Raw genomic sequence first — 18,964 nt, forward strand, 5'->3', positions numbered from 1 at the left:
GCCGAAACGGAGACGCGAGATGGGCAGGCTGGTGCGGTTCGCTTGGACGGTGGTGGACTACGGACGCCACGCGGCGGGGCAGGTGGCGACGTCCGTGATCGCCGCGCTCTGCGTTGCCTCCATCACGCAGACGATGATGCAGAGAGAGCGAACGGTGCCGACAGCCGGGGCGCTTGCGGCGCCCGCCCCGGTACCTGCGCCGGCGCCGGCGGCTTCGGGCTCCCTGTCGTCCGGCCCGGCGTGGGTTCCGGTCGGGCTCGGGTCGCCGACGGCCCCGCCATCGCCGGCCTTCGCCGTGTCGGGCGTCGTCGCCCTGCCGCTCCCGCTCGAGCACGCCTTCCCGCTGGACGGGGAGCCGGTGTTCCAGGCCTCGCTGATGCGACCCTTCGTGGCGCTTGCGGGCTCTGCGTGGAGCGAGGCGCCGGTGGCCTCCGATGCGTCCGAGAGTGTGGCCCGCCGCAAGGCGCGCACGGTCGTGGCCGAGATCGCGGTGCCGGTCGTGGCGCCGCCCGTCGGCGCGCCAGCGCCCGCCGCCGCTTCAGCCGGTTCGTTGAGGACCGGCGATGGGGGTATTTCCGACGTCCTGAGGCCGCCGGGACTGATCCCGGCGTCGGCAGCTGTCGCGGTTCAGCCCCATGATGCGGAGCGCCGCGTCTTCGGCATCCGCCTCCCGTCCTTGCCCAGCATGCCGACCCTGCCCAGCGTGCCGGAGTTCCTCGGTGGAGTCGCGGCGTCGGCAGGCTCTCTCACACGCTTCGCAAACCTGCCCTGACCCGGAAGGTCAACCCCGCACGGGCTCCGTGTGGCTGACGATGCGGGTGATGTCCGGGACGTCCTCGCGGACGCGATGCTCGAGCTGGTCGATGGTCTCGTGAACCGCCGCGACCGTGAGCGTCGGGTCGACGCGGCAGTGGAAGTTCACGACGAGCCCGTGGCCCGTGCGCCGTACCCGCACGCTGTGGACGTCCGTGACCGTGCCGAGCTCGGCCGCGTGGCGGGCCAGGTGGCCGGCGACGGCCTCGCGCTCGGCGCCGTCGACGTCGGCGCCGTCGAGGCTCGCCACGACGAGCGGCTCGATGTGTGTGTCGACCTCGGTGGTGGCGCCGAACTCCTCCTTCAGCGCCGCCTCGAACTTGGAGGCGATGGCGTGCGCCGCGCCGAGGCTCATGCGCGCGTCGACCTCGATGTCGAGGCTGATCGACAGGCGTTCGCCGATCTTCTGCACCGTGACGTGGTGGACCGGGGCCCGCCGCTTCGCCGCGATCAGCAGCACGCGCTCGAGGATGGTCTCCTCGTCCATGGCGCGCGGCACGGCCGTCACGGTGACCTCGGCTCCGGGGAAGCGCTCGGCGACGCCCGCCGCGATGCGCTCCTTGATGACGGTGAGGCGGTCCAGCGGGATCGTCCGGGCGACGGCAATCTCGATGTCGGCGAAGAGATGCGCGCCGCCCGAGCGCACGCGCACGCTTTCCACGGCCACGACCCCCTGCACGCCTTCGGTGAAGACGCGGATCGTCTCCTGCGCGCCGGACGGCGCCGCGTCGATCAGCGTCTGAACGGTGCGCGCCGCCAGCCGGAAACCCGCCACGGCGATGAAGATCGCGACGCCGACGGCCACGAGGCTGTCTGCCTGCGGATAGCCCATGGCCGCCGCGCCGAAGGCGAGCAGCACGAGCACCGAGTTCACGAGGTCGGAGGAGAAGTGCAGCGCGTCGGCCGCCAGCGCCTCGCTGTGCGTCTCCTTCGACACCTTGGCAAGCCCCCACCAGCGCCACGCGTCGATGACGATTGAGATCAGGAGGACCGCGATGGCGAACCAGTGCCATTGCACCTGGCTCTCGCCCGTGGCGAGGCGGCGGACGCCCTCGTAGGCGACGGCGCCGGAGAGCAGGAACAGGAAGGCCGTCTCTCCGAGCGCCGCGAGGGACTCGACCTTGCCGTGGCCGTAGGGATGCTCCTCGTCGGCCGGCTTGTTGGCGGCACGGACGGCGAAATAGGTGAAGATCGTCGCGGCGACGTCGAGGAGGCTGTGCAGGGCGTCGGAAATCAGCGCCAGCGAGCCCGTCGCCAGCCCCGCCACGCCCTTGCCGAGGGTGATGACCGTGCTGGCCGCGATGGACCAGAGGGCCGCCTTCTCCTTGGCCTCGCCATGTACAGACGCCATCGTCCGTCCTCCGGGCCGCCTTGGCCGCGGCGAGGCCTAGCCCCCGGCCGGGCGCCGGTCAATGCGACGGAGGGCGGGGCAGCTCAGCCGAAACGGTTGAACGGGTCGTGGAAAACCTGGAAGCCGTCGCCGCGCACGAGCGCGCACAGCGTCAGCCCGTGCCGCTTCGCGATCTCCACCGCGAGGCTTGTGGGCGCCGAGATGCCGGTGATGGCCGGGATGCCGCGGGCCAGGCACTTCTGCGTGAGCTCGAACGAGAGGCGGCTCGTCATCACCACGAACCCCGACGCCGGGTCGATCCCGGCGACGGCGAGGTGGCCGATCAGCTTGTCGAGCGCGTTGTGCCGGCCGACGTCCTCGCGCAGCGCGAGGATGCGCCCGCCCTCGACGGCGAAGGCCGCGGCATGGGTGGCGCCGGTCTCCCGGTTCAGCGTCTGCAGGGCCGGCAGGGCGTCGAAGGCCGCGAACACGGTCGCAGCGTCGAGCGGCGGCGGCCGGGTGATGTCGCGGTAGCCGCGCACCGCCTGCGTCAGCTCGACGATGCCGCAGATGCCGCAGCCGGTCTGGCCGACGATGTTGCGGCGGCGCTCGAGCATCGCCTGCTGGCGGGGCACGGGGATGCGGGCCTGCGCGACGATGCCGATGTCGAGCACCCGCACGTCGATCGCCTCGATCTCGGCGGCGTCCTCGATGATCTCCTCGGTCAGCGAGAAGCCGACGACGAAGTCCTCGATGTCGCAGGGCGTCGCCATCATCACGGCATGGGCGATGCCGTTGTACGTGATGGAAACGGGCGTCTCTGTGGCGAGCGGCCGCGTTCCGCCCGCGGCGACGCCGTCGCGGCGAAGGATTCGCGTCGGCACGGCCCCCGCCGGCGGCGGTGGCGCGTCCAGGATGCGGATGTCGTCCTCGTCGTCGACGTCGCTCACATCAGACCCGCGTTCGGGAGGCTGTGCACCGGCACGCCATCTCCTGTAAGACCATAGAAGGGAGCCGGAGGCCCCTCAAGCCGGGGGCGCCCGGCCTCAGCCACCCGGCCGGTCACAGGGACGGAAGCCATGATGGAATACCTGCATACGATGGTGCGCGTGGGCGACCTCGACAAGGCGCTCGACTTCTGGTGCACCAAGTTCGGCCTCGTGGAGGTGCGGCGCACCCAGAACGAGGCGGGCCGCTTCACCCTCATCTTCCTCGCCGCGCCCGGCGACGTCGAGAAGAGCAAGGGCACCGGCGCCCCGCTCCTCGAACTCACCTACAACTGGGACGAGCACGAGTACGGCGGCGGCCGCAATTTCGGCCATCTCGCCTACCGGGTCGACAACATCTACGAGACCTGCGAGCGCCTGATGAAGGCGGGCGTCACCATCAACCGCCCGCCGCGCGACGGCCGCATGGCCTTCGTGCGCTCGCCCGACAACATCTCCATCGAGATCCTCCAGCGCGGCGACGCGCTGCCCCCGGCCGAGCCGTGGACGTCGATGCCGAACACCGGCACGTGGTGAGGCGGCGGAGCTGAGGAGCGGGACATGGGCGTGACGGTGTTCGGCGAGGTGGACGGCCAGACGGTCCACGAGGTGACCATCCGCTCCGCGTCCGGGGCGGAGGCGAAGGTGCTGAGCTTCGGCGCGCTGCTGCGCGACTTCACCGTGCCGGTCGGCGGCAAGCCGCAGCGAGTGGTGCTGGGACTGGAGACGCTCGACGACTACCTGCGCCACTCGCCGTCCTTCGGCATCACCGCCGGTCGCTACGCCAACCGCATCGCCCACGGCCGGTTCCACATCGACGGACGGGCGCACGACCTCGTCCGGAACCAGGCGGACAAGCACACCCTGCACGGCGGGTCGAAGGGCTTCGGCAAGAAGGTCTGGCAGGTCGCGGCGCACGACCACCGCTCCGTGGCGCTGACGCTGGTGTCGCCGGACGGCGACATGGGTTTCCCGGGCACGATGACCGTGACGACGGTCTACACGCTCGTCGAGCCCGCCACGCTTCGGGTGGAGATGAGCGCGACGGCGGACGCCCCGACGCTGTGCAACCTCGCCCACCACACCTACTGGAACCTCGACGGGTCGGCCGACATCCTCGACCACCAGCTGCAGATCGCGGCGGGCCACTACACGCCCGTGGACGACGACCTCATCACGACCGGCGACATCGCGGCCGTCGCCGGCACGGCCTTCGACTTTCGCACGCCGCGGCCGATCCGCTTCCCCGCGCCGGAGGGCGCCTTCGCCTACGACCACAACTGGGTCCTCGCCGGCGCCCGGCCCGCTCCCGGCCAGCTGCGGCATGCGCTCTCGCTGCGCTCGGCGAAGAACGGGCTGGCGCTCGAGGTCCACACGACCGAGCCCGGCATCCAGGTCTACACGGGCGGCAAGCTCAACGTGGCCGTGCCGGGGCTGGGCGGGACGCGCTACGGCACCTTCGGCGGCGTCGCCATCGAGCCGCAGATCTTCCCCGACAGCCCCAACAAGCCGCACTTCCCCGACCCGGTGCTGCGGCCGGGGCACGTATACCGGCAGGTGAGCGAGTTCCGGCTCGCCTGAGGCGGGGCGGCGCACCGGCCGCCCCCGCATGCCGGGCATCCGCCCGGCTTCGGCGTTCAAGAAGGATGCCGGGCTCCCGCCCGGCTTCCGCATCCGGCGCGCGGCGCGTCAGCCCTTCATGCCGCCGCTGGTGAGGCCGCCGACGACGCGGTCCTGGAACACCGCGATCAGGATCGAGACCGGCACGATCGCCACGATCAGCGCGGCCGAGATGATCGGCCAGGGGAACGAGAACTCGCCCTGGTAGAGCGTGATGCCCACCGGCAGCGTGCGCGACACGACGCGCGGCGACAGCGTCAGTGCCAGCAGGAACTCGTCCCAGGCGTTGACGAAGGCGAGGATCGCCGCCGTGAACACGCCCGGAGCGGTGAGCGGGATCACCACGTGCCACAGCGCGCCGACGCGCGTGCAGCCGTCGATCATCGCCGCGTTCTCCAGGTCGTTCGGGATGTCCTGGAAGAACGACACCAGCACCATCGTGCAGACCGGCATCGAGAGCACGGCGTAGGGCAGGACCAGCGACGTCCATGTGTTGAGCAGGCCGAAGTTCCGCATCGTCTGGAACAGCGGCACGACCAGCGAGATCAGCGGGAACATCGCGATGGCGAGCAGCACCGACAGGATCAGCCCCGGCGCCGGCAGCCGCAGCCGCACGAGCGCGTAGGCCGCGAGCGCCGACACCACGATGCACAGGGCGGTGGAGAGCACCGCCACCATGAAGCTGTTCCACAGGAACAGGTGGATCGGCTGGTCGGTGAACACGCGCTGGTAGTTCACCATCGTCAGCGCATCCGGGAGGATGGTGATCGGCAGCCGCATCAGCTCGGTCTCGGTCTTGAGCGAGGTGAGCAGGATCCAGATCACCGGGATGAACCCGTTGGCCGCCACGACGAGCGCGGCGAGCCACACCATCCGGCGGCGGTCGAAGACGCGTTTCATGCCGTTCGCCATGGGGCCCTCACGCCTTTCGGGGGTCGCGGCGCGTGTAGCGCAGGTAACCGGTGGTCGCGATGACGGACACGACGAACATCAGCACCGCCAGCGCCGACCCGTAGCCAAGGTCGAGGAAGTCGATGGTCGTCTTGTGGATGTACATGGCGAGCGTCTCGGTGGAGTGCCCGGGGCCGCCATTGGTCATCGCGTAGGGGATGTCGAAGGTCTGGATCGCCGTGATCGTGCGGAAGATGAGCGCGACCACGATGGCGGGGCGCAGCATCGGCAGGGTGATCTCGACGAACTGCTGCCACTTGCCGGCGCCGTCGATCTCGGCGGCCTCGTAGAGCGACTTCGGGATCGTCTGCAGCCCGGCGAGCAGCACGAGGGCGACGAAGCTCGACGTCTTCCAGATGATGGCGATGCAGGTGGCGAGGAAGGCCCAGAACGGCTGGGTCAGCCACGGGATCGGCGAGAGGCCGAGCCACATCAGACCGTTGTTCACGAGCCCCTGCTGGTACTCGAAGAACCAGCGGAAGATGAGCCCGGCGAAGACGAGCGGCAGCGCCCACGGCAGCAGCAGGCCGAGCCGCACCGGCCACTTCACGGTGAAGGGCTGGTTGGCGAGCAGCGCCAGCCCGAGCCCGACGATGACGGCGCCCGGCACGGTGACCAGGATGTAGATGACGGTGTTGAGCGTCGCTTCCCAGAAGCGGTCGTCGGCCAGCGCCCGCTGGAAGTTCTCCAGCCCGACGAAGGGCGTTCCCATCCAGGGCTCCGCCAGCCGGCTGAAGTGGACGCTCGTGTAGAGGAGCTCGGAGATCGGGTAGAGCACCACCACGCCCAGCAGCAGGAAGGCGGGCAGCAGCAGCAGCAGGCCCAGCCGCCGCTCCGACCGCTCCAGCGGGGAGAGCTTTGCCTTGCGCCGGGGGGCGGCGGTCGTGTCGATGGCCGTTGCGCTCATGGCGGTGGTCTCCCGGGGTGGCCCCTCATCCGCCCCGTTCGGGGCACCTTCTCCCCGCGAGCGGGGAGAAGGGAGGGAGCGGCGAGCACGTCCCGGCGTGAAGGCTCACGACGCGACGAGGGTCAGGCACTCCCTTCTCCCCGCGGGCGGGGAGAAGGTGGCGCGCACGTGCCGGGCTTGCCCGGCTCGTGCTCCGAAGGATGCGGGAGCGGGCAGAAGCCCGCGCCCGAAGCGGGCGGATCAGGAGCCACCCGCTTTCCCTTTGGCCGCTTACTTGAAGATCGCGCCCAGCCGGCCCTGCATGTCGGAAAGGGCGGCGTCGGCGGTCTTGGTGCCGGCGAGGAAGGCGTTCATGTTGGTGCGGATGATCTCCGACACCTCGTTGTAGCGCGGCGTCACCGGGCGCGAGCGGGCAGTCTGCACCACCGGCAGGGCGTCCTTGAACCACGGATTGGCCTTGAGCACGTCCGGATCCGTGTAGACGTCCGGGAACACCGGCAGGTGCGACGCGAGGATCGCCTGCTGCTTCGACACCTCGGGGCTCGACAGGTAGCGCACCAGCTTCACCGCCTCGGCCTTGTTCTTGGAGAAGGCCGTCACGGCGAGCTGCCAGCCGCCGACGCAGGTGGCCGACTTGCCGGGCTCGAAGCCGGGCATCGGGACGACGCCGGTCTTGCCCTTCACCTGCGAGTCCGCGTCGTTCTCGACCCGGTTCCAGACGTAGCCCCAGTTCATCGTCATGATGAGGTTGCCGGCCTGGTAGTTCTGGCGCATGCGGTCGGTGACGATCTCGGCGATGTTGGCCGGGAACACGCCGCTCGTCTTGTACTCGTTCCACAGGTCGAAGGTCTTCTTCGACATGGCGGGGTTGAGCGTCAGCTTGCCGGACGCGTCGGTCAGGTTGCCGCCCTGCTGCCAGTACGGGACCATGAACGTGCAGACCGTGCCCTCGATGGGGGCGCCGGCGGTCTGGAAGCCCGAGAGGTTCGGGTTGCCTTCGGCCGCCATGACCTTCTTGGCACCGGCCTGCAATTCGGCCCAGGTCTTCGGCGGCTGGACGCCGTGCTTCTCGAACAGGTCCTTGCGGTAGTACAGGAACTGCGCGTCGGCGAAGTAGGGCAGGGCGATGACCTTGCCGCCGACGATGTTCGCCTCGCGGTAGGCCGGCAGGTAGCGGGCCATCACCGCGTCCTTCTCGGCGCCGAGATAGCTGTCGAGCGGCTCGGCCCACTGGGCGGCGGCCCACTGCGCCGGGCGGATGACGTCGATCAGCACCACGTCCAGCGTCGAGTCGCGGGAGGCGAGGACGGTGTTGAGGTACTGCTGCTGCTGCTCGGAGGTGGCGCCGCCGACCTCGACCTCGACCTTCACGCCGGGATTGCGCTGCATGTAGACGTCGACGATCTGCTTCATCACGTCGGGGCGCTGCTGGCCGCCGGTGAAGATGCGCAGGGTGGTCTGCGCGAGCAGGTCGCCGGTGCCGGCGACGGTGATGGCGGCGCCCATCAGCGCCGTGAGCAGGTGTTTCTTCATGGTGGGTCCTCCCAGGGGTCTTTCAGGCAAGTGTCTTGCAGGCAAGTGTCGTTCAGGCGTCTCAGGGATCCGCGAAGGCCTCAGGCGGCGACGGTCAGCGTCCGGCCGCTCTCGGCTTCGAAGAGGTGGGCGTGGTCCAGCGAGAGGCCGAGCGGCACAGCCGACCCGGCCTTGAGCGAGACCTCGGCCGGGAACCGGCCGGTAAGCAGGGCATTGCCGACGCGCACCAGCGCCATGGTCTCGGAGCCGAGCGGCTCGACGAGTTCCACGGTGCCCTGCGCGGCGGGGGTCTCCTGGCCGTTCGCCAGCCGAACGTGCTCCGGCCGCAGGCCGAGCACGACGCTGCGGCCCGCCGCTGCGGCGAGGCGCTGGCGCGCCGGGGCGGGCACGGCGAGTGCCGCGCCGCTTCCGAGGTCGATGCTGCCGGTGTCGTTGGCCACCGAGACGGACGCGAAGCTCATCGGAGGGGCGCCGATGAAGCCCGCGACGAAGCGGTTCACCGGCCGGGAGTAGCAGGCGTTCGGCGTGTCGAACTGCTGCAGGTGCCCGCCCTTGAGGATGGCGATGCGGTCGGCCAGCGTCATCGCCTCGATCTGGTCGTGGGTGACGTAGACGATCGTGGTGCCGAAGCGCTGGTGCAGCTTCTTGATCTCGACGCGCATTTCCCCGCGCAACTGGGCGTCGAGGTTGGAGAGCGGCTCGTCGAAGAGGAACACTTTCGGACGCCGCACGATGGCCCGGCCCATGGCGACGCGCTGCCGCTGGCCGCCGGAGAGCTGGCCCGGCTTGCGCTCCATGAGGTGGGTGATCTGCAGGATCTCGCCCGCCTCCTTGACGAGCTTCTCCATCTCCGGCTTCGGCGTGCCGCGCATGCGCAGGCCGAAGGCGATGTTCTCGGCGACCGTCTTGTGCGGGTAGAGCGCGTAGTCCTGGAAGACCATCGCGATGTCGCGCTCGCGCGGGGGCAGGTCGTTGACGACGCGCTCCCCGATGCGGATCTCGCCGTCGGTCACGCCCTCGAGCCCCGCGATCATGCGGAGCAGCGTGGACTTTCCACAACCGGAAGGACCCACGAGCACGGCGAATTCGCCGTCCCGGATGGTCAGGTCGATTCCGTGGATCACGTCGACGCGGCCGAACGACTTGCGTACGGACCGGATCTCGACTGCCGCCACCGTTTCCTCCCTCGTCCGCCCAGCCTGTCCCGGCCGATGCGCGACCTGCGCATTCTGCCGTACGGCTTCGTTGGCCGCTATCATCGCCAAGTCTTGTAAAAGATACAAGACCTGTTACGGTCCCAATCACGGCTCGTGACGAGAGCCGCTTGTCCCAGGGATGCAACGGACCGGGCGGAGCATGGCCGGCGTGCTGTGCGTGGGCATTGCCACGCAGGATTTCGTCTTCGGATTGAACGAGATGCCGTCCCGGGCCGAGAAGTACCGGGCGAACGACCTTGCCGTGGTCGGCGGCGGCATCGCCGCCAATGCGGCGGTCGCGATCGCCCGGCTCGGCGGCCGGGTCATGCTCGCGACGCGCCTCGGCGACGACCCGGTGGGCCGCGACATCGTGTCAGGCCTCGAGGCCGAAGGGGTCGACTGCACGCTCGCGCGCCGCCACGCCGGTCTCCGCTCCTCGCTCTCCGCCGTGCTGGTCGATTCGGCCGGCGAGCGGATCGTCATCAACCACGCCGACGTCATGCCGGACGACCCGACCTGGCTGCCGGACCGGCTGCCGGCCGGGATCGCAGCGGTCATGGCCGACACGCGCTGGGAGGAGGGTGGCCTGCACCTCTTCCAAGCCGCGCGGGCCTCCGGCGGCATCGGCGTCCTCGACGTCGACCGGGCGCCGCGCCTGCCGGGCCTGACGGCGGCGGCAACCCATGTCGCATGGGCGGCGCAGGCGCTGCGCGAGGCGACCGGCCTCGATGACCCTCGCGAGGGGCTTGCCCGGGTCGCGCAGGACTCCGGCAACTGGATGGCGGTGACGGACGGCGCGCGCGGCGTTTGGTTCACCGAAAACGGGCAGATCGCGCATGAGCCGGCCTTCCGGATCACCCCCGTCGACACGCTCGGCGCGGGGGACGTCTTCCACGGCGCACTGGCGCTCGGCCTCGCCGAGGGCATGGGCGACCGCGGCGCCGTCGTCTTCGCGTCCGCCACGGCGGCGCTCAAGTGCACCCGCTTCGGCGGTCGGGCGGGAACGCCGACGCGCGCCGAGGTCGAGAATTTCATGAGAACGGCAGAAAGGGAGAACGCCTGATGGAACTGTCGCCCGGGAAGCTCTGGGGGATGCGCCGCATGGCGGATGCCCATGGCCGGTTCAAGATGACCGCCGTGGACCAGCGTCCCCCGATCAAGAACCCCATTCGGGAAAAGCGCGGAACGGCGGAGGCGCCCTACGAGGACGTCGCCGGCTTCAAGCGCATGCTGATCGACGAACTGCAGGCCGAATCCTCCGCCATGCTGCTCGACCCGCATTTCGCGCTGCCGGGCGGCATGACGCTGCTGTCCCCGACGAAGGGGCTGATCGTGACGCTGGAGGATTCGATCTTCCGCGACACGGAGGGCGGTCGCCTCTCCGCCGAGATCGACGACTGGTCTGTCGAGAAGATCAAGCGCTGCGGCGGCGACGCCGTGAAGGTGCTGGCCTGGTACCGGCCGGATGCGTCCCCGGCGGTGAACCAGGGGCAGAAGGACTTCGTCGCCCGCATCGGCGATGCCTGCGCCCGCTACGACATCCCGTACGTGTTCGAGTTGCTCGTCTATCCGCTCCCAGGTGAGGCGAACCAGACGACGCAATACATTGAGATGGCGGACAAAAAGGCCGATCTCGTGCTCGAGAGCGTGCGTGCCTTCGCGGATGCGAAGTACGGCATCGACATGTTCAAGCTGGAAAGCCCCGTGCCGGCGCGCGACGTGCCCGGACCCGGCGGCGCCGGCGCGGCGGAGGTGCAGGCGCTCTTCGACGAGATGGGCCGGCTCGCCGGCCGTCCGTGGGTGATGCTGTCGGCCGGCGCCGGCATGCAGGAGTTCAAGGCGATCCTCGGCCATGCCTACAAGGCCGGCGCCTCCGGCTACCTGGCCGGGCGGGCGATCTGGGCCAAGCCGTTCCAGCACTTCCCCGACTGGGACGAGATCCAGGCCGGCCTGCGCCGCGACAGCGTGCCGTACATGAAGGAACTCAATGCGCTCACCGACGCGAAGGCGCTGCCGTGGTTCGCCCACGCGCGTTTCGGCGGGGCTGTGACGGTGCCGCACCCTGACGCCTCTTTCCGTCGGCATTACAGGGGCTTCGGAGGATAAGATGAATCTCCGCATTGGCGTGCTCCCGCTTGCGCGCCCCACCTTCGACGTGCCGTTCGCGCAGGAGATGGCGGCCAAGGCCTACGCCACCCTCGACGCCTCCGGCAATGCGGTCGTCGGCGCCAGGGACCTCCTGTTCGACGCGGCTGCGACCGAGGCGGCGCTGGCGGCGCTCTCGGGCGAGAAGCTCGATCTCCTGCTGGTGCTGCAGGTCACCTTCACCGACGCCACCATGACGGTCCGGATCGCCGAGGCGGCCAAGGCTCCGCTCGGCATCTGGGCGTTCCCCGAGCCGCGGGCGGGGGGGCGGCTGCGCCTCAATGCCTTCTGCGGCCTCAATCTCGCGATGCACGCGCTCGGCCGCGCCGGCCGGCCGGCCGCGTGGCTCTACGCCGCCCCCGATGCGCCGGACGCGGCGGCGGCCGTCGCCGCCATGGCCCGCCCGGCTGCCGCGGCCGGCACCAGCGCCCGCCCCGCCGCGGCCTCGGACGCAGCTGCCGAGGCCAAGGCCGACGCGGCCCTGGCCGCGCTGCGCGGCGGCCGCATCGGCCTCGTCGGCGAGCATCCGGCGGGCTTCGACACCTGCCGCTACGACTCGGCCGCGTTGAATCAACTTGTCGGGATGTCGGTGGAAGCGATTCCGTTGACTCGTGTTTTCGACACGGCGAAGGCCGCCGACGGCAGTGCGGTGGCCAAGGCGCGCGAGACGGTGTCGGCGCGCGTCTCCGGGCTCGACGGCGTCGACCAGGAGCAACTCGACCGGTCCCTGCGCGTCTACAAGGCGCTGGAGGGGCTGACGGCCTCGGCCGGCCTGAAGGGCATGGCCGTGCGCTGCTGGCCGGAGATGTTCACCGAATACGGCTGCGCCGCCTGCGGGCCGATGGGCCTGATGACGGGGCAGGGCGTGCCGTGCGCCTGCGAAGCCGACATGTACGGCACGGTGACCTCGCTGCTGCTGCAGGAGATCGCCGGCGAGCCCGCATGGCTCGTCGACGTGGTGGACATGGACGCCGCGTCCGACACGGGCGTCGTCTGGCATTGCGGCTCTGCGCCGCTCGGCATGGCCGACCCGGCAACGCCGCCGCGGGCGCAGATTCACTCCAACCGGCGCATGCCGCTGCTGGCGGAGTTCACGCTGAAGCCGGGCCGGATCACCGTCGCGCGCATCAGCCAGGCGCAAAACGAACCCAAGATGATCCTCGCCGGCGCCGAGGTCGTTTCGGCTCCGATGAGCTTCACGGGCACCTCCGGCGTGATCCGCTTCGATCGCAACGCGGGCGAGGTGGCGCGCGCCATGATGGACGAGCGTCTCGAGCACCACGTCGCCATCGCCTACGGCGAACACCGCCCGGCGCTCCGCGCCGCAGCGGCGAAGCTGGGGTTGCCGGTGGTGGAACTGGCCTAGGACGGCGCCGCCCCCGCATCCGGCGAGGCCCCTCATCCGGCGCTTCGCGCCACCTTCTCCCCGCCTGCGGGGAGAAGGTGCCCCGAAGGGGCGGATGAGGGGCTGGCTCCGCACGACACGAGAAACGGATCGATCATGAACATCCTCCCGCTTCCCGAAGAGCCCTTCTGGTCGAAGCTTGCTCCCTTGCGGGCGACCGGGGCCGCGCGGCGGCTCTCGCCCTCGGCGGCCGAATTGCCGACGAGCGAGGGCCCGCTGCGCATCGATGCGCTGTCCGATGGCGTGAGGCTGAGGTTGGGGCGTCAGGACCTGCCCGCCTACCCGATCCTCGCGGGCGAACCCGAGGCCCGGCCCGCCGACATCTCGGTCGACGACGGTCGGACGGTCGTCACATGGGGTGACTTCCGCCTGACGCTGTCCCCCGAGCCGCTTGCCTTCGTGCTGGAGAAGGGCGGCCGGGTCGTCCAGCGCAGCGGAACGGACGGCCATTTCGTGCGCGAGCACCGGCTGCCGCCCTTCGCCCGCCGGCCAGAGGGCGGCTGGTTCGCCGCGCTCGACCTCGCCGCCGCGGAGCCCGTCTACGGCCTCGGCGAGAAGTGGGGCCGGCTCGACAAGCGGGGCCAGCTGGTGCGCTCGCTGGTGTTCGACGCGCTCGGCGTCAACGGCGAGCGTGCCTACAAGAACGCCCCGTTCGCCTGGTCGCCCGGCGCGCCCGGGCGCTCCGGCTGGGGCTGCTTTGTCCACACGCCGGCCACCGTCACCCACGCGGTGGGCTTCGCGCTGTGGTCGCAGCGGACCTACGGGATCGTCGTGGAGGACGAGGCGCTCGACCTGTTCGTCCTCGCGGGCGACGATGGCGCAGCGATCCTGAAGAGCTATACGGACCTCACCGGTCGCGCCCCCGTGCCGCCCTACTGGTCGCTGGGGGCGATCCTGTCGAAGGCGTACTACCGCACGGCCGACGAGATTCTCGCCGCCGCCAAGGAGGTGCGCCGGCGCGGGATGCCGTGCGACACCATCACCTTCGACGGGCGGGCGTGGCAGGACACCGACACCCGCTTCCACTTCTTCTTCGACCCCAAGCGCTATCCGGACGCGCGGCCCGTGCTGAACGAGCTGAAGGCGCTCGGCTTCCGCATCTGCGTGTGGGAGTACCCGCTCGTCTCGGTCGACGGGCCCTATTTCGCCGAGTTCGAGGCGAAGGGCTGGCTGCTCAAGGACCGGCGGACCGGCAAGGCCTTCCGGTACGTCTTTGATCCGGAGCCGTTCGGGCAGGTGCTGACCCAGCTACCCGTGTCGGGCATCATCGACTTCACCCACCCGGACGCCTACCGCTGGTGGTGCGACGCGCATCGCGAGTTGTTCGAGATGGGCGTCGACATGGTCAAGTCCGACTTCGGCGAGCAGGTCGAGCCGGAGTGCCTCGCCCACAATGGCGACCACGGCGAGCGGCTGCACAACGTCTACCCGCTCCTCTACAACAAGTGCGTGCACGAGGCGGCCGAGGCCTATTGCCCCTCCGGCGCCTTCCTGTTCGGCCGGGCCGGCTGGGCCGGCAGCCAGCGCTATCCGGTGCAATGGGGCGGCGACCCTCAGGCGGACTGGGAGGGTCTCGCGGCCTCGATCCGCGGCGGGCTCTCCTGGGGCCTGAGCGGCGGGCCGTTCCATGCCAGCGACATCGGCGGCTTCTACAAGGACCGGCGCGACCCTGAACTCTACGTCCGCTGGACGCAGGCGGCGCTGTTCATCTCCCACTTCCGCTTCCACGGCATCGGCGAGCGCGAGCCCTGGGCCTACGGGCCGCAGGCCGAGGCGGCGATCCGTGCGGCGCTGGACCTGCGCTACCGCCTGCTGCCCTACCTGTGGTCGGCGGTGGAGGAGGCGAGCCGAAGCGGATTGCCGGTGCAGCGCGCCATGGTGCTGGCGTATCCGGACGACCCGGCCTCCTGGGCCTTCGAGGAACAGTGGATGTGCGGCCCGGACCTGCTGGTTGCCGCCTGCCCGCGTCCCGGCGGGGCCGTGGAGGTCTACCTGCCCGCCGGACGGTGGACCCGGTTCCCGGGCGGCGGCGAGGCGATCGAGGGCGGACGTGTGCTGAGGCTCACGCTCGCGCTCGACGAGATCGCCGTGTTCGCCCGCCAGGGCGCGGCGATCCCGCTGGGTCCGTCGACCGCCGGTTCCACGGCAGACACGGGCGGCGCACCGCGGGTGGAGACGGTCTGGAGGGGCTGAGGATCCGCCTGACGCCCCCGCTCACCGCGCGTCATTCCCGTCGGCGCGAAGCGCCGGAAAGGGGATCCAGTCTTTCGGCCGGGCCGTTTCTGGATCCCCTTCCCGGTCCGCTGCGCGGACCGCCGGGATGCCGCACGGAAAGAGCGCGAGTGCGACCGGGATGACGCCGCCGTTTGGCGGCGATGACCGGGAAGGGTCTCCCATGGGACGGACGGGCCGGCTCGATCCTCGAGGTTTCCGCCCTTACTCGGCCTTCACGCCGGCTTTTGTGATGGCGTCGCCCCAGCGGGCGACCTCGGCCTTGAGATGAGCGCCTAGGGCCTCGGGCGAGCGGCGGTCGGCCGGGAAGAGGACGGTGCCGAGCTCGGTGAAGCGGGCCTGGATCGTCGCGTCGGCGAGCGCCGCCTGAAGCGCCGCGTGCAGCTTGTCGACGACGGGCTTCGGCGTGCCAGCCGGCGCGTAGAGGCCGTGCCATACGGCGACGTCGAAGCCGGCGATGCCGAGCTCCTGCACGGTCGGCAGGTTGGGCAGCTGGTCGATCCGCTTCGGTGCCGTGACGGCAAAGGCCTTCACCTTGCCGCCGGTGATCTGCGGGATGGCGTTGGTGGTCTGGTCGCACAGCATGTCCACCTGGCCGCCGACGAGGTCGTTCATGGCCGGCCCCGTGCCGCGATAGGCGATGTAGGTGAAGCTCGTGTTGAGCGCCTGCGTCAGCATGAGGCCGCACAGGTGCGAGCCCGAGCCGATGCCGGCATGGGCGACGTTGATCTTCGGGCCTTCGGCCTTGAGCTTGGCGAGCAGCGCCTTCCCGTCGGCCGCGTCGAAGCCGAGCTTCGAGGTCAGGACGAAGGGACCGGTGTTGACGAGACCGATGGGCTGGAATGCCGTCACCGTGTCGTACGACAGCTTCTGGTAGAGCGATGCGCCGGCTGCCAGCGCGACGTGGTGGATGAGCAGCGTGTAGCCGTCCGGCGCCGCCTTGGCGACGCGCGCGGCGCCCGTGGTACCGCCGGCCCCGGCCACGTTCTCGATGACGATCTGCTGGCCGAGCGTCGCCGACATGTGCTGGCCGAGCAGGCGCGCGATGACGTCCGACGGCCCGCCCGCGGCATAGGGCACCACCACCGTGATTGCCTTGTCCGGATAGGTCTGGGCCACTGACGGCCCGGCGGCCACCCATCCGGCCGCCATGCCGGCCACGGCGGCCAGCGCCCAGCGTGCAACACGCTTCATCGAGGATCCTCCCGTTGTCGTTCGTTCGCGCGCTGCCCGTCCGGGCTGCGCCTCACTTGAGATCGGAGATGTAGTGGAAGTCCCCGGTGAGGCAACGGCTCACGCGCCACTCGACCACCGACCCGTCGAGCGCGATGGCCTCGCGGTCGATCAGCAGGGCGGGATGGCCGGGCGCCACGCCGAGCAGGGCCGCGTCGGACCCGTCGAGGGCGACGGCCTTCAGCTTCTCCCGGGCACTGGCGACGGTGATTCCGTAGCGCGACGCATAGGAGGCGTAGAGGTTGTTGGGGATCTCGCTGCCCGCGAAGCCAGGGAACAGCGCGGCGGGGAGCGTTACCGTCTCGGCGATGCTCGGGCGCCCGCCGAGCGAGCGGACGCGAGCGATTCGCAGCACGGACGCACCCTCCGCGAGGCCGAGCCGCTCGCGCTCCACCGGCGCGGCCTCGCCCTCGGCGACGTTGATGATTCGGCTTTCCGGGAAGCTCGCCTCGCCCGCATCCGGCACGAGCTTGAAGAACTGGAAGAGGATTCGCGCCTCGTCGTGCTCAGCCACGAAGGTGCCGCGACCCTGGCGGCGGACCACCAGGTTCTCCGACGCCATGGCGTCGAGCGCCTTGCGGACGGTGCCCTGGCTGACCCCGACCTCCGCGGCGAGCTCCATCTCGCTCGGCAGCGCCTGGCCCGCCGTCCAGCGGCCGTCGACGAGCCGCTGCACGAACGCATCCTTGACCTGCTGGTAGAGCGGTCGAAACCCGAGTTTCGGCGGGGGCGGAAGAGCCGTCATGCGTTGACACGATACTCCATCTTATATCTTATACAAGACTGACGGGCATGACCCGTCCCCGTTTCTCCTGCCGCCTCCGTCCTGCGGACAGCAGCGGCCGACGCAAGCAGACGAGGTCACGCCGTGGTCGCCCGCATGCCGGTCGGCCGCTCCTGCCAGAAGGACATCGCGATGAGCATTCCCCATTGCCTCGTCCACAGCCCCAAGGACAGTGTCGGGGTCGTGGTGGTCGAGGGCCTGAAGTCGGGCACCGACATGCTGTGCCTGATCACCGAGACCGACACGACCTTCAACCTGAAGGCCAAGGGCGACATCCCGATCGGCCACAAGGTGGCGCTGCGCGACATCAAGAAGGGCGACACGATCTGGAAGTACGGCGAGGACATCGGCCGCGCCGTCGCCAACATCAAGAAGGGCGAGCACCTGCACGTCCACAACGTCAAGACGAAGCGCTGGTGAGGAGGCGGGAGATGGCCAAGAAGGACAAGAAGGCCGCGGTCGCCAAGCCGGCCAAGGGCAAGGCTGCACAGGCCGCCAAGGTCGCCGCGAAGCCGGCGGCTGCCGCCAAGGCGCCGGCGAAGCCTGCGCGGAAGGCCGGCAAAGCCGCCGCGTCGAACGTCGTGACCGCTCGCGCCACCACGAACGGCTCGCTGAAGGTGATGGGCTGGCGCCGCGAGAACGGCCGCGTTGGCGTGCGCAACCACGTCGTCATCCTGCCCCTCGACGACCTGTCGAACGCCGCCTGCGAGGCGGTCGCCAACAACATCAAGGGCACCATGGCCCTGCCGCACGCCTACGGGCGCCTGCAGTTCGGCGAGGACCTCGAGCTCCACTTCCGCACGCTGATCGGCACGGGCTCCAACCCGAACGTCGCCGCCGTGGTCGTGATCGGCATCGAGGACGGCTGGACCAGCCGCGTCGTCGAAGGCATCGCCAAGACCGGCAAGCCCGTCGTCGGCTTCGGCATCGAGGGCCACGGCGACATCGCCACCATCGCCAAGGCCTCCTACGAGGCCAAGAAGATGGTGCAGTGGGCGTCGGAGCTGCAGCGCGAGGAGGTCGACATCTCCGAGCTGTGGATCTCGACCAAGTGCGGCGAGTCGGACACCACGACCGGCCTGTCGTCCTGCCCGACCGTCGGCAACATGTACGACAAGCTGCTGCCGCGCGGCATCTACGGTGTCTTCGGCGAGACGTCCGAGATCACCGGCGCCGAGCATCTCTGCAAGGCCCGCGCCGCGACCCCCGCGGTCGGCGAGCGCTGGTACAAGATGTGGAAGGCCTACCAGGACGACGTCATCGAGGCCCACAAGACCGACGACCTCTCCGATAGCCAGCCGACGAAGGGCAACATCGCCGGCGGCCTGACGACCATCGAGGAGAAGGCGCTCGGCAACCTCGAAAAGATCGGACGGGACTCGAAGTTCATCGACATCCTCGAGCCGGCGGAAGCGCCGAAGGCGGGTCCCGGCCTCTACTTCATGGACACGTCGTCGGCCGCGGCCGAGTGCGTGACCCTGATGGCGGCGGGAGGCTACGTCATCCACACCTTCCCCACGGGGCAGGGCAACGTTATCGGCAACCCGATCGTCCCGGTGATCAAGATCACGGGCAACCCGAAGACGATGCGCACGATGGCCGAGCACATCGACGTCGACGTGTCCGGCATCCTGCGCCGCGACATGACGATCTCGCAGGCCGGTGACGCGTTGATCGACATGATCGTGCGCACGGCGAACGGCCGCCTCACGGCCGCGGAGTCCCTCGGGCACCGCGAGTTCGTGATGACGAAGCTGTATCGCAGCGCCTGATCGGCACCGGCCCGGCATCGCCGGGCCTGACAGGAAACGCGGCGCGGGTTGCCCTCC

General features: G+C 70.1%; 17 protein-coding genes. 9 read left to right on the top strand and 8 right to left on the bottom strand.

Annotated elements, in window-relative coordinates:
* The first annotated feature begins 19 nt into the window (after nt 1-19).
* The gene (locus ACX9GQ_RS12675; protein WP_459629915.1) at nt 20-772 is read left to right on the top strand and encodes a hypothetical protein; all 753 of its coding nucleotides are present in this window, start codon (nt 20-22) and stop codon (nt 770-772) included.
* 9 nt (nt 773-781) lie between these two features.
* Here the strand turns inward: ACX9GQ_RS12675 and ACX9GQ_RS12680 are convergent, their stop codons facing one another.
* Together ACX9GQ_RS12680 and fdhD are read right to left on the bottom strand one after the other, a co-directional pair.
* On the bottom strand, nt 782-2,164 hold the full coding sequence (locus ACX9GQ_RS12680; RefSeq protein WP_459629916.1) for a cation diffusion facilitator family transporter: 1,383 nt from the start codon (nt 2,162-2,164) through the stop codon (nt 782-784).
* Between the two features lie 83 nt (nt 2,165-2,247).
* Nucleotides 2,248-3,093 (bottom strand): formate dehydrogenase accessory sulfurtransferase FdhD, encoded by an 846-nt coding sequence (gene fdhD, locus ACX9GQ_RS12685; protein ID WP_459629917.1) that lies wholly within the window; start codon nt 3,091-3,093, stop codon nt 2,248-2,250.
* 132 nt (nt 3,094-3,225) lie between these two features.
* Here fdhD and ACX9GQ_RS12690 point away from each other — a divergent pair, with 132 nt between their 5' ends.
* Together ACX9GQ_RS12690 and ACX9GQ_RS12695 are read left to right on the top strand one after the other, a co-directional pair.
* A complete protein-coding gene (locus ACX9GQ_RS12690; protein ID WP_459630119.1) occupies nt 3,226-3,666 on the top strand; it encodes a VOC family protein in 441 nt (146 codons plus the stop codon).
* Nucleotides 3,667-3,690: 24 nt separating this feature from the next.
* Nucleotides 3,691-4,710 (top strand): aldose epimerase family protein, encoded by a 1,020-nt coding sequence (locus ACX9GQ_RS12695; protein ID WP_459629918.1) that lies wholly within the window; start codon nt 3,691-3,693, stop codon nt 4,708-4,710.
* Nucleotides 4,711-4,818: 108 nt separating this feature from the next.
* Here ACX9GQ_RS12695 and ACX9GQ_RS12700 read toward each other — a convergent pair whose 3' ends face one another.
* The 4 genes from ACX9GQ_RS12700 to ACX9GQ_RS12715 all read right to left on the bottom strand — a co-directional run bounded on the left by ACX9GQ_RS12700 (nt 4,819) and on the right by ACX9GQ_RS12715 (nt 9,315).
* Nucleotides 4,819-5,649, bottom strand: coding sequence for a carbohydrate ABC transporter permease (locus ACX9GQ_RS12700; protein WP_459629919.1), 831 nt, complete (start codon nt 5,647-5,649; stop codon nt 4,819-4,821).
* A gap of 19 nt (nt 5,650-5,668) precedes the next feature.
* The gene (locus ACX9GQ_RS12705) at nt 5,669-6,607 is read right to left on the bottom strand and encodes a carbohydrate ABC transporter permease (RefSeq protein WP_459629920.1); all 939 of its coding nucleotides are present in this window, start codon (nt 6,605-6,607) and stop codon (nt 5,669-5,671) included.
* 270 nt (nt 6,608-6,877) lie between these two features.
* Nucleotides 6,878-8,140, bottom strand: coding sequence for an ABC transporter substrate-binding protein (locus ACX9GQ_RS12710; protein ID WP_459629921.1), 1,263 nt, complete (start codon nt 8,138-8,140; stop codon nt 6,878-6,880).
* Nucleotides 8,141-8,220: 80 nt separating this feature from the next.
* A complete protein-coding gene (locus ACX9GQ_RS12715) occupies nt 8,221-9,315 on the bottom strand; it encodes an ABC transporter ATP-binding protein (RefSeq protein WP_459629922.1) in 1,095 nt (364 codons plus the stop codon).
* A 181-nt stretch (nt 9,316-9,496) separates the two neighbouring features.
* Here ACX9GQ_RS12715 and ACX9GQ_RS12720 point away from each other — a divergent pair, with 181 nt between their 5' ends.
* From ACX9GQ_RS12720 to ACX9GQ_RS12735, 4 genes are all read left to right on the top strand, one after another.
* On the top strand, nt 9,497-10,399 hold the full coding sequence (locus tag ACX9GQ_RS12720) for a PfkB family carbohydrate kinase (RefSeq protein WP_459629923.1): 903 nt from the start codon (nt 9,497-9,499) through the stop codon (nt 10,397-10,399).
* Nucleotides 10,399-11,442 carry a tagatose 1,6-diphosphate aldolase gene (locus ACX9GQ_RS12725; RefSeq protein ID WP_459629924.1) on the top strand — a complete coding sequence of 348 codons (1,044 nt, stop codon included), beginning with the start codon at nt 10,399-10,401 and terminating at the stop codon, nt 11,440-11,442. Before ACX9GQ_RS12720 ends, ACX9GQ_RS12725 begins: the two co-directional genes overlap by 1 nt.
* Before the next feature lies 1 nt (nt 11,443).
* Complete coding sequence (locus tag ACX9GQ_RS12730) at nt 11,444-12,847, top strand: L-fucose/L-arabinose isomerase family protein (protein WP_459629925.1); 1,404 nt, start codon at nt 11,444-11,446, stop codon at nt 12,845-12,847.
* A 135-nt stretch (nt 12,848-12,982) separates the two neighbouring features.
* A complete protein-coding gene (locus ACX9GQ_RS12735) occupies nt 12,983-15,079 on the top strand; it encodes a TIM-barrel domain-containing protein (protein WP_459629926.1) in 2,097 nt (698 codons plus the stop codon).
* Between the two features lie 243 nt (nt 15,080-15,322).
* Here ACX9GQ_RS12735 and ACX9GQ_RS12740 read toward each other — a convergent pair whose 3' ends face one another.
* A complete protein-coding gene (locus ACX9GQ_RS12740; protein WP_459629927.1) occupies nt 15,323-16,312 on the bottom strand; it encodes a tripartite tricarboxylate transporter substrate-binding protein in 990 nt (329 codons plus the stop codon).
* Between the two features lie 52 nt (nt 16,313-16,364).
* Nucleotides 16,365-17,096, bottom strand: coding sequence for a GntR family transcriptional regulator (locus ACX9GQ_RS12745; RefSeq protein ID WP_459629928.1), 732 nt, complete (start codon nt 17,094-17,096; stop codon nt 16,365-16,367).
* 171 nt (nt 17,097-17,267) lie between these two features.
* Here ACX9GQ_RS12745 and ACX9GQ_RS12750 point away from each other — a divergent pair, with 171 nt between their 5' ends.
* The gene (locus ACX9GQ_RS12750) at nt 17,268-17,555 is read left to right on the top strand and encodes a UxaA family hydrolase (protein WP_459630120.1); all 288 of its coding nucleotides are present in this window, start codon (nt 17,268-17,270) and stop codon (nt 17,553-17,555) included.
* A gap of 200 nt (nt 17,556-17,755) precedes the next feature.
* A complete protein-coding gene (locus tag ACX9GQ_RS12755; protein ID WP_459630121.1) occupies nt 17,756-18,907 on the top strand; it encodes a UxaA family hydrolase in 1,152 nt (383 codons plus the stop codon).
* Nucleotides 18,908-18,964: the final 57 nt, after the last annotated feature.

The sequence above is a fragment of the Alsobacter sp. R-9 genome (assembly GCF_054612375.1).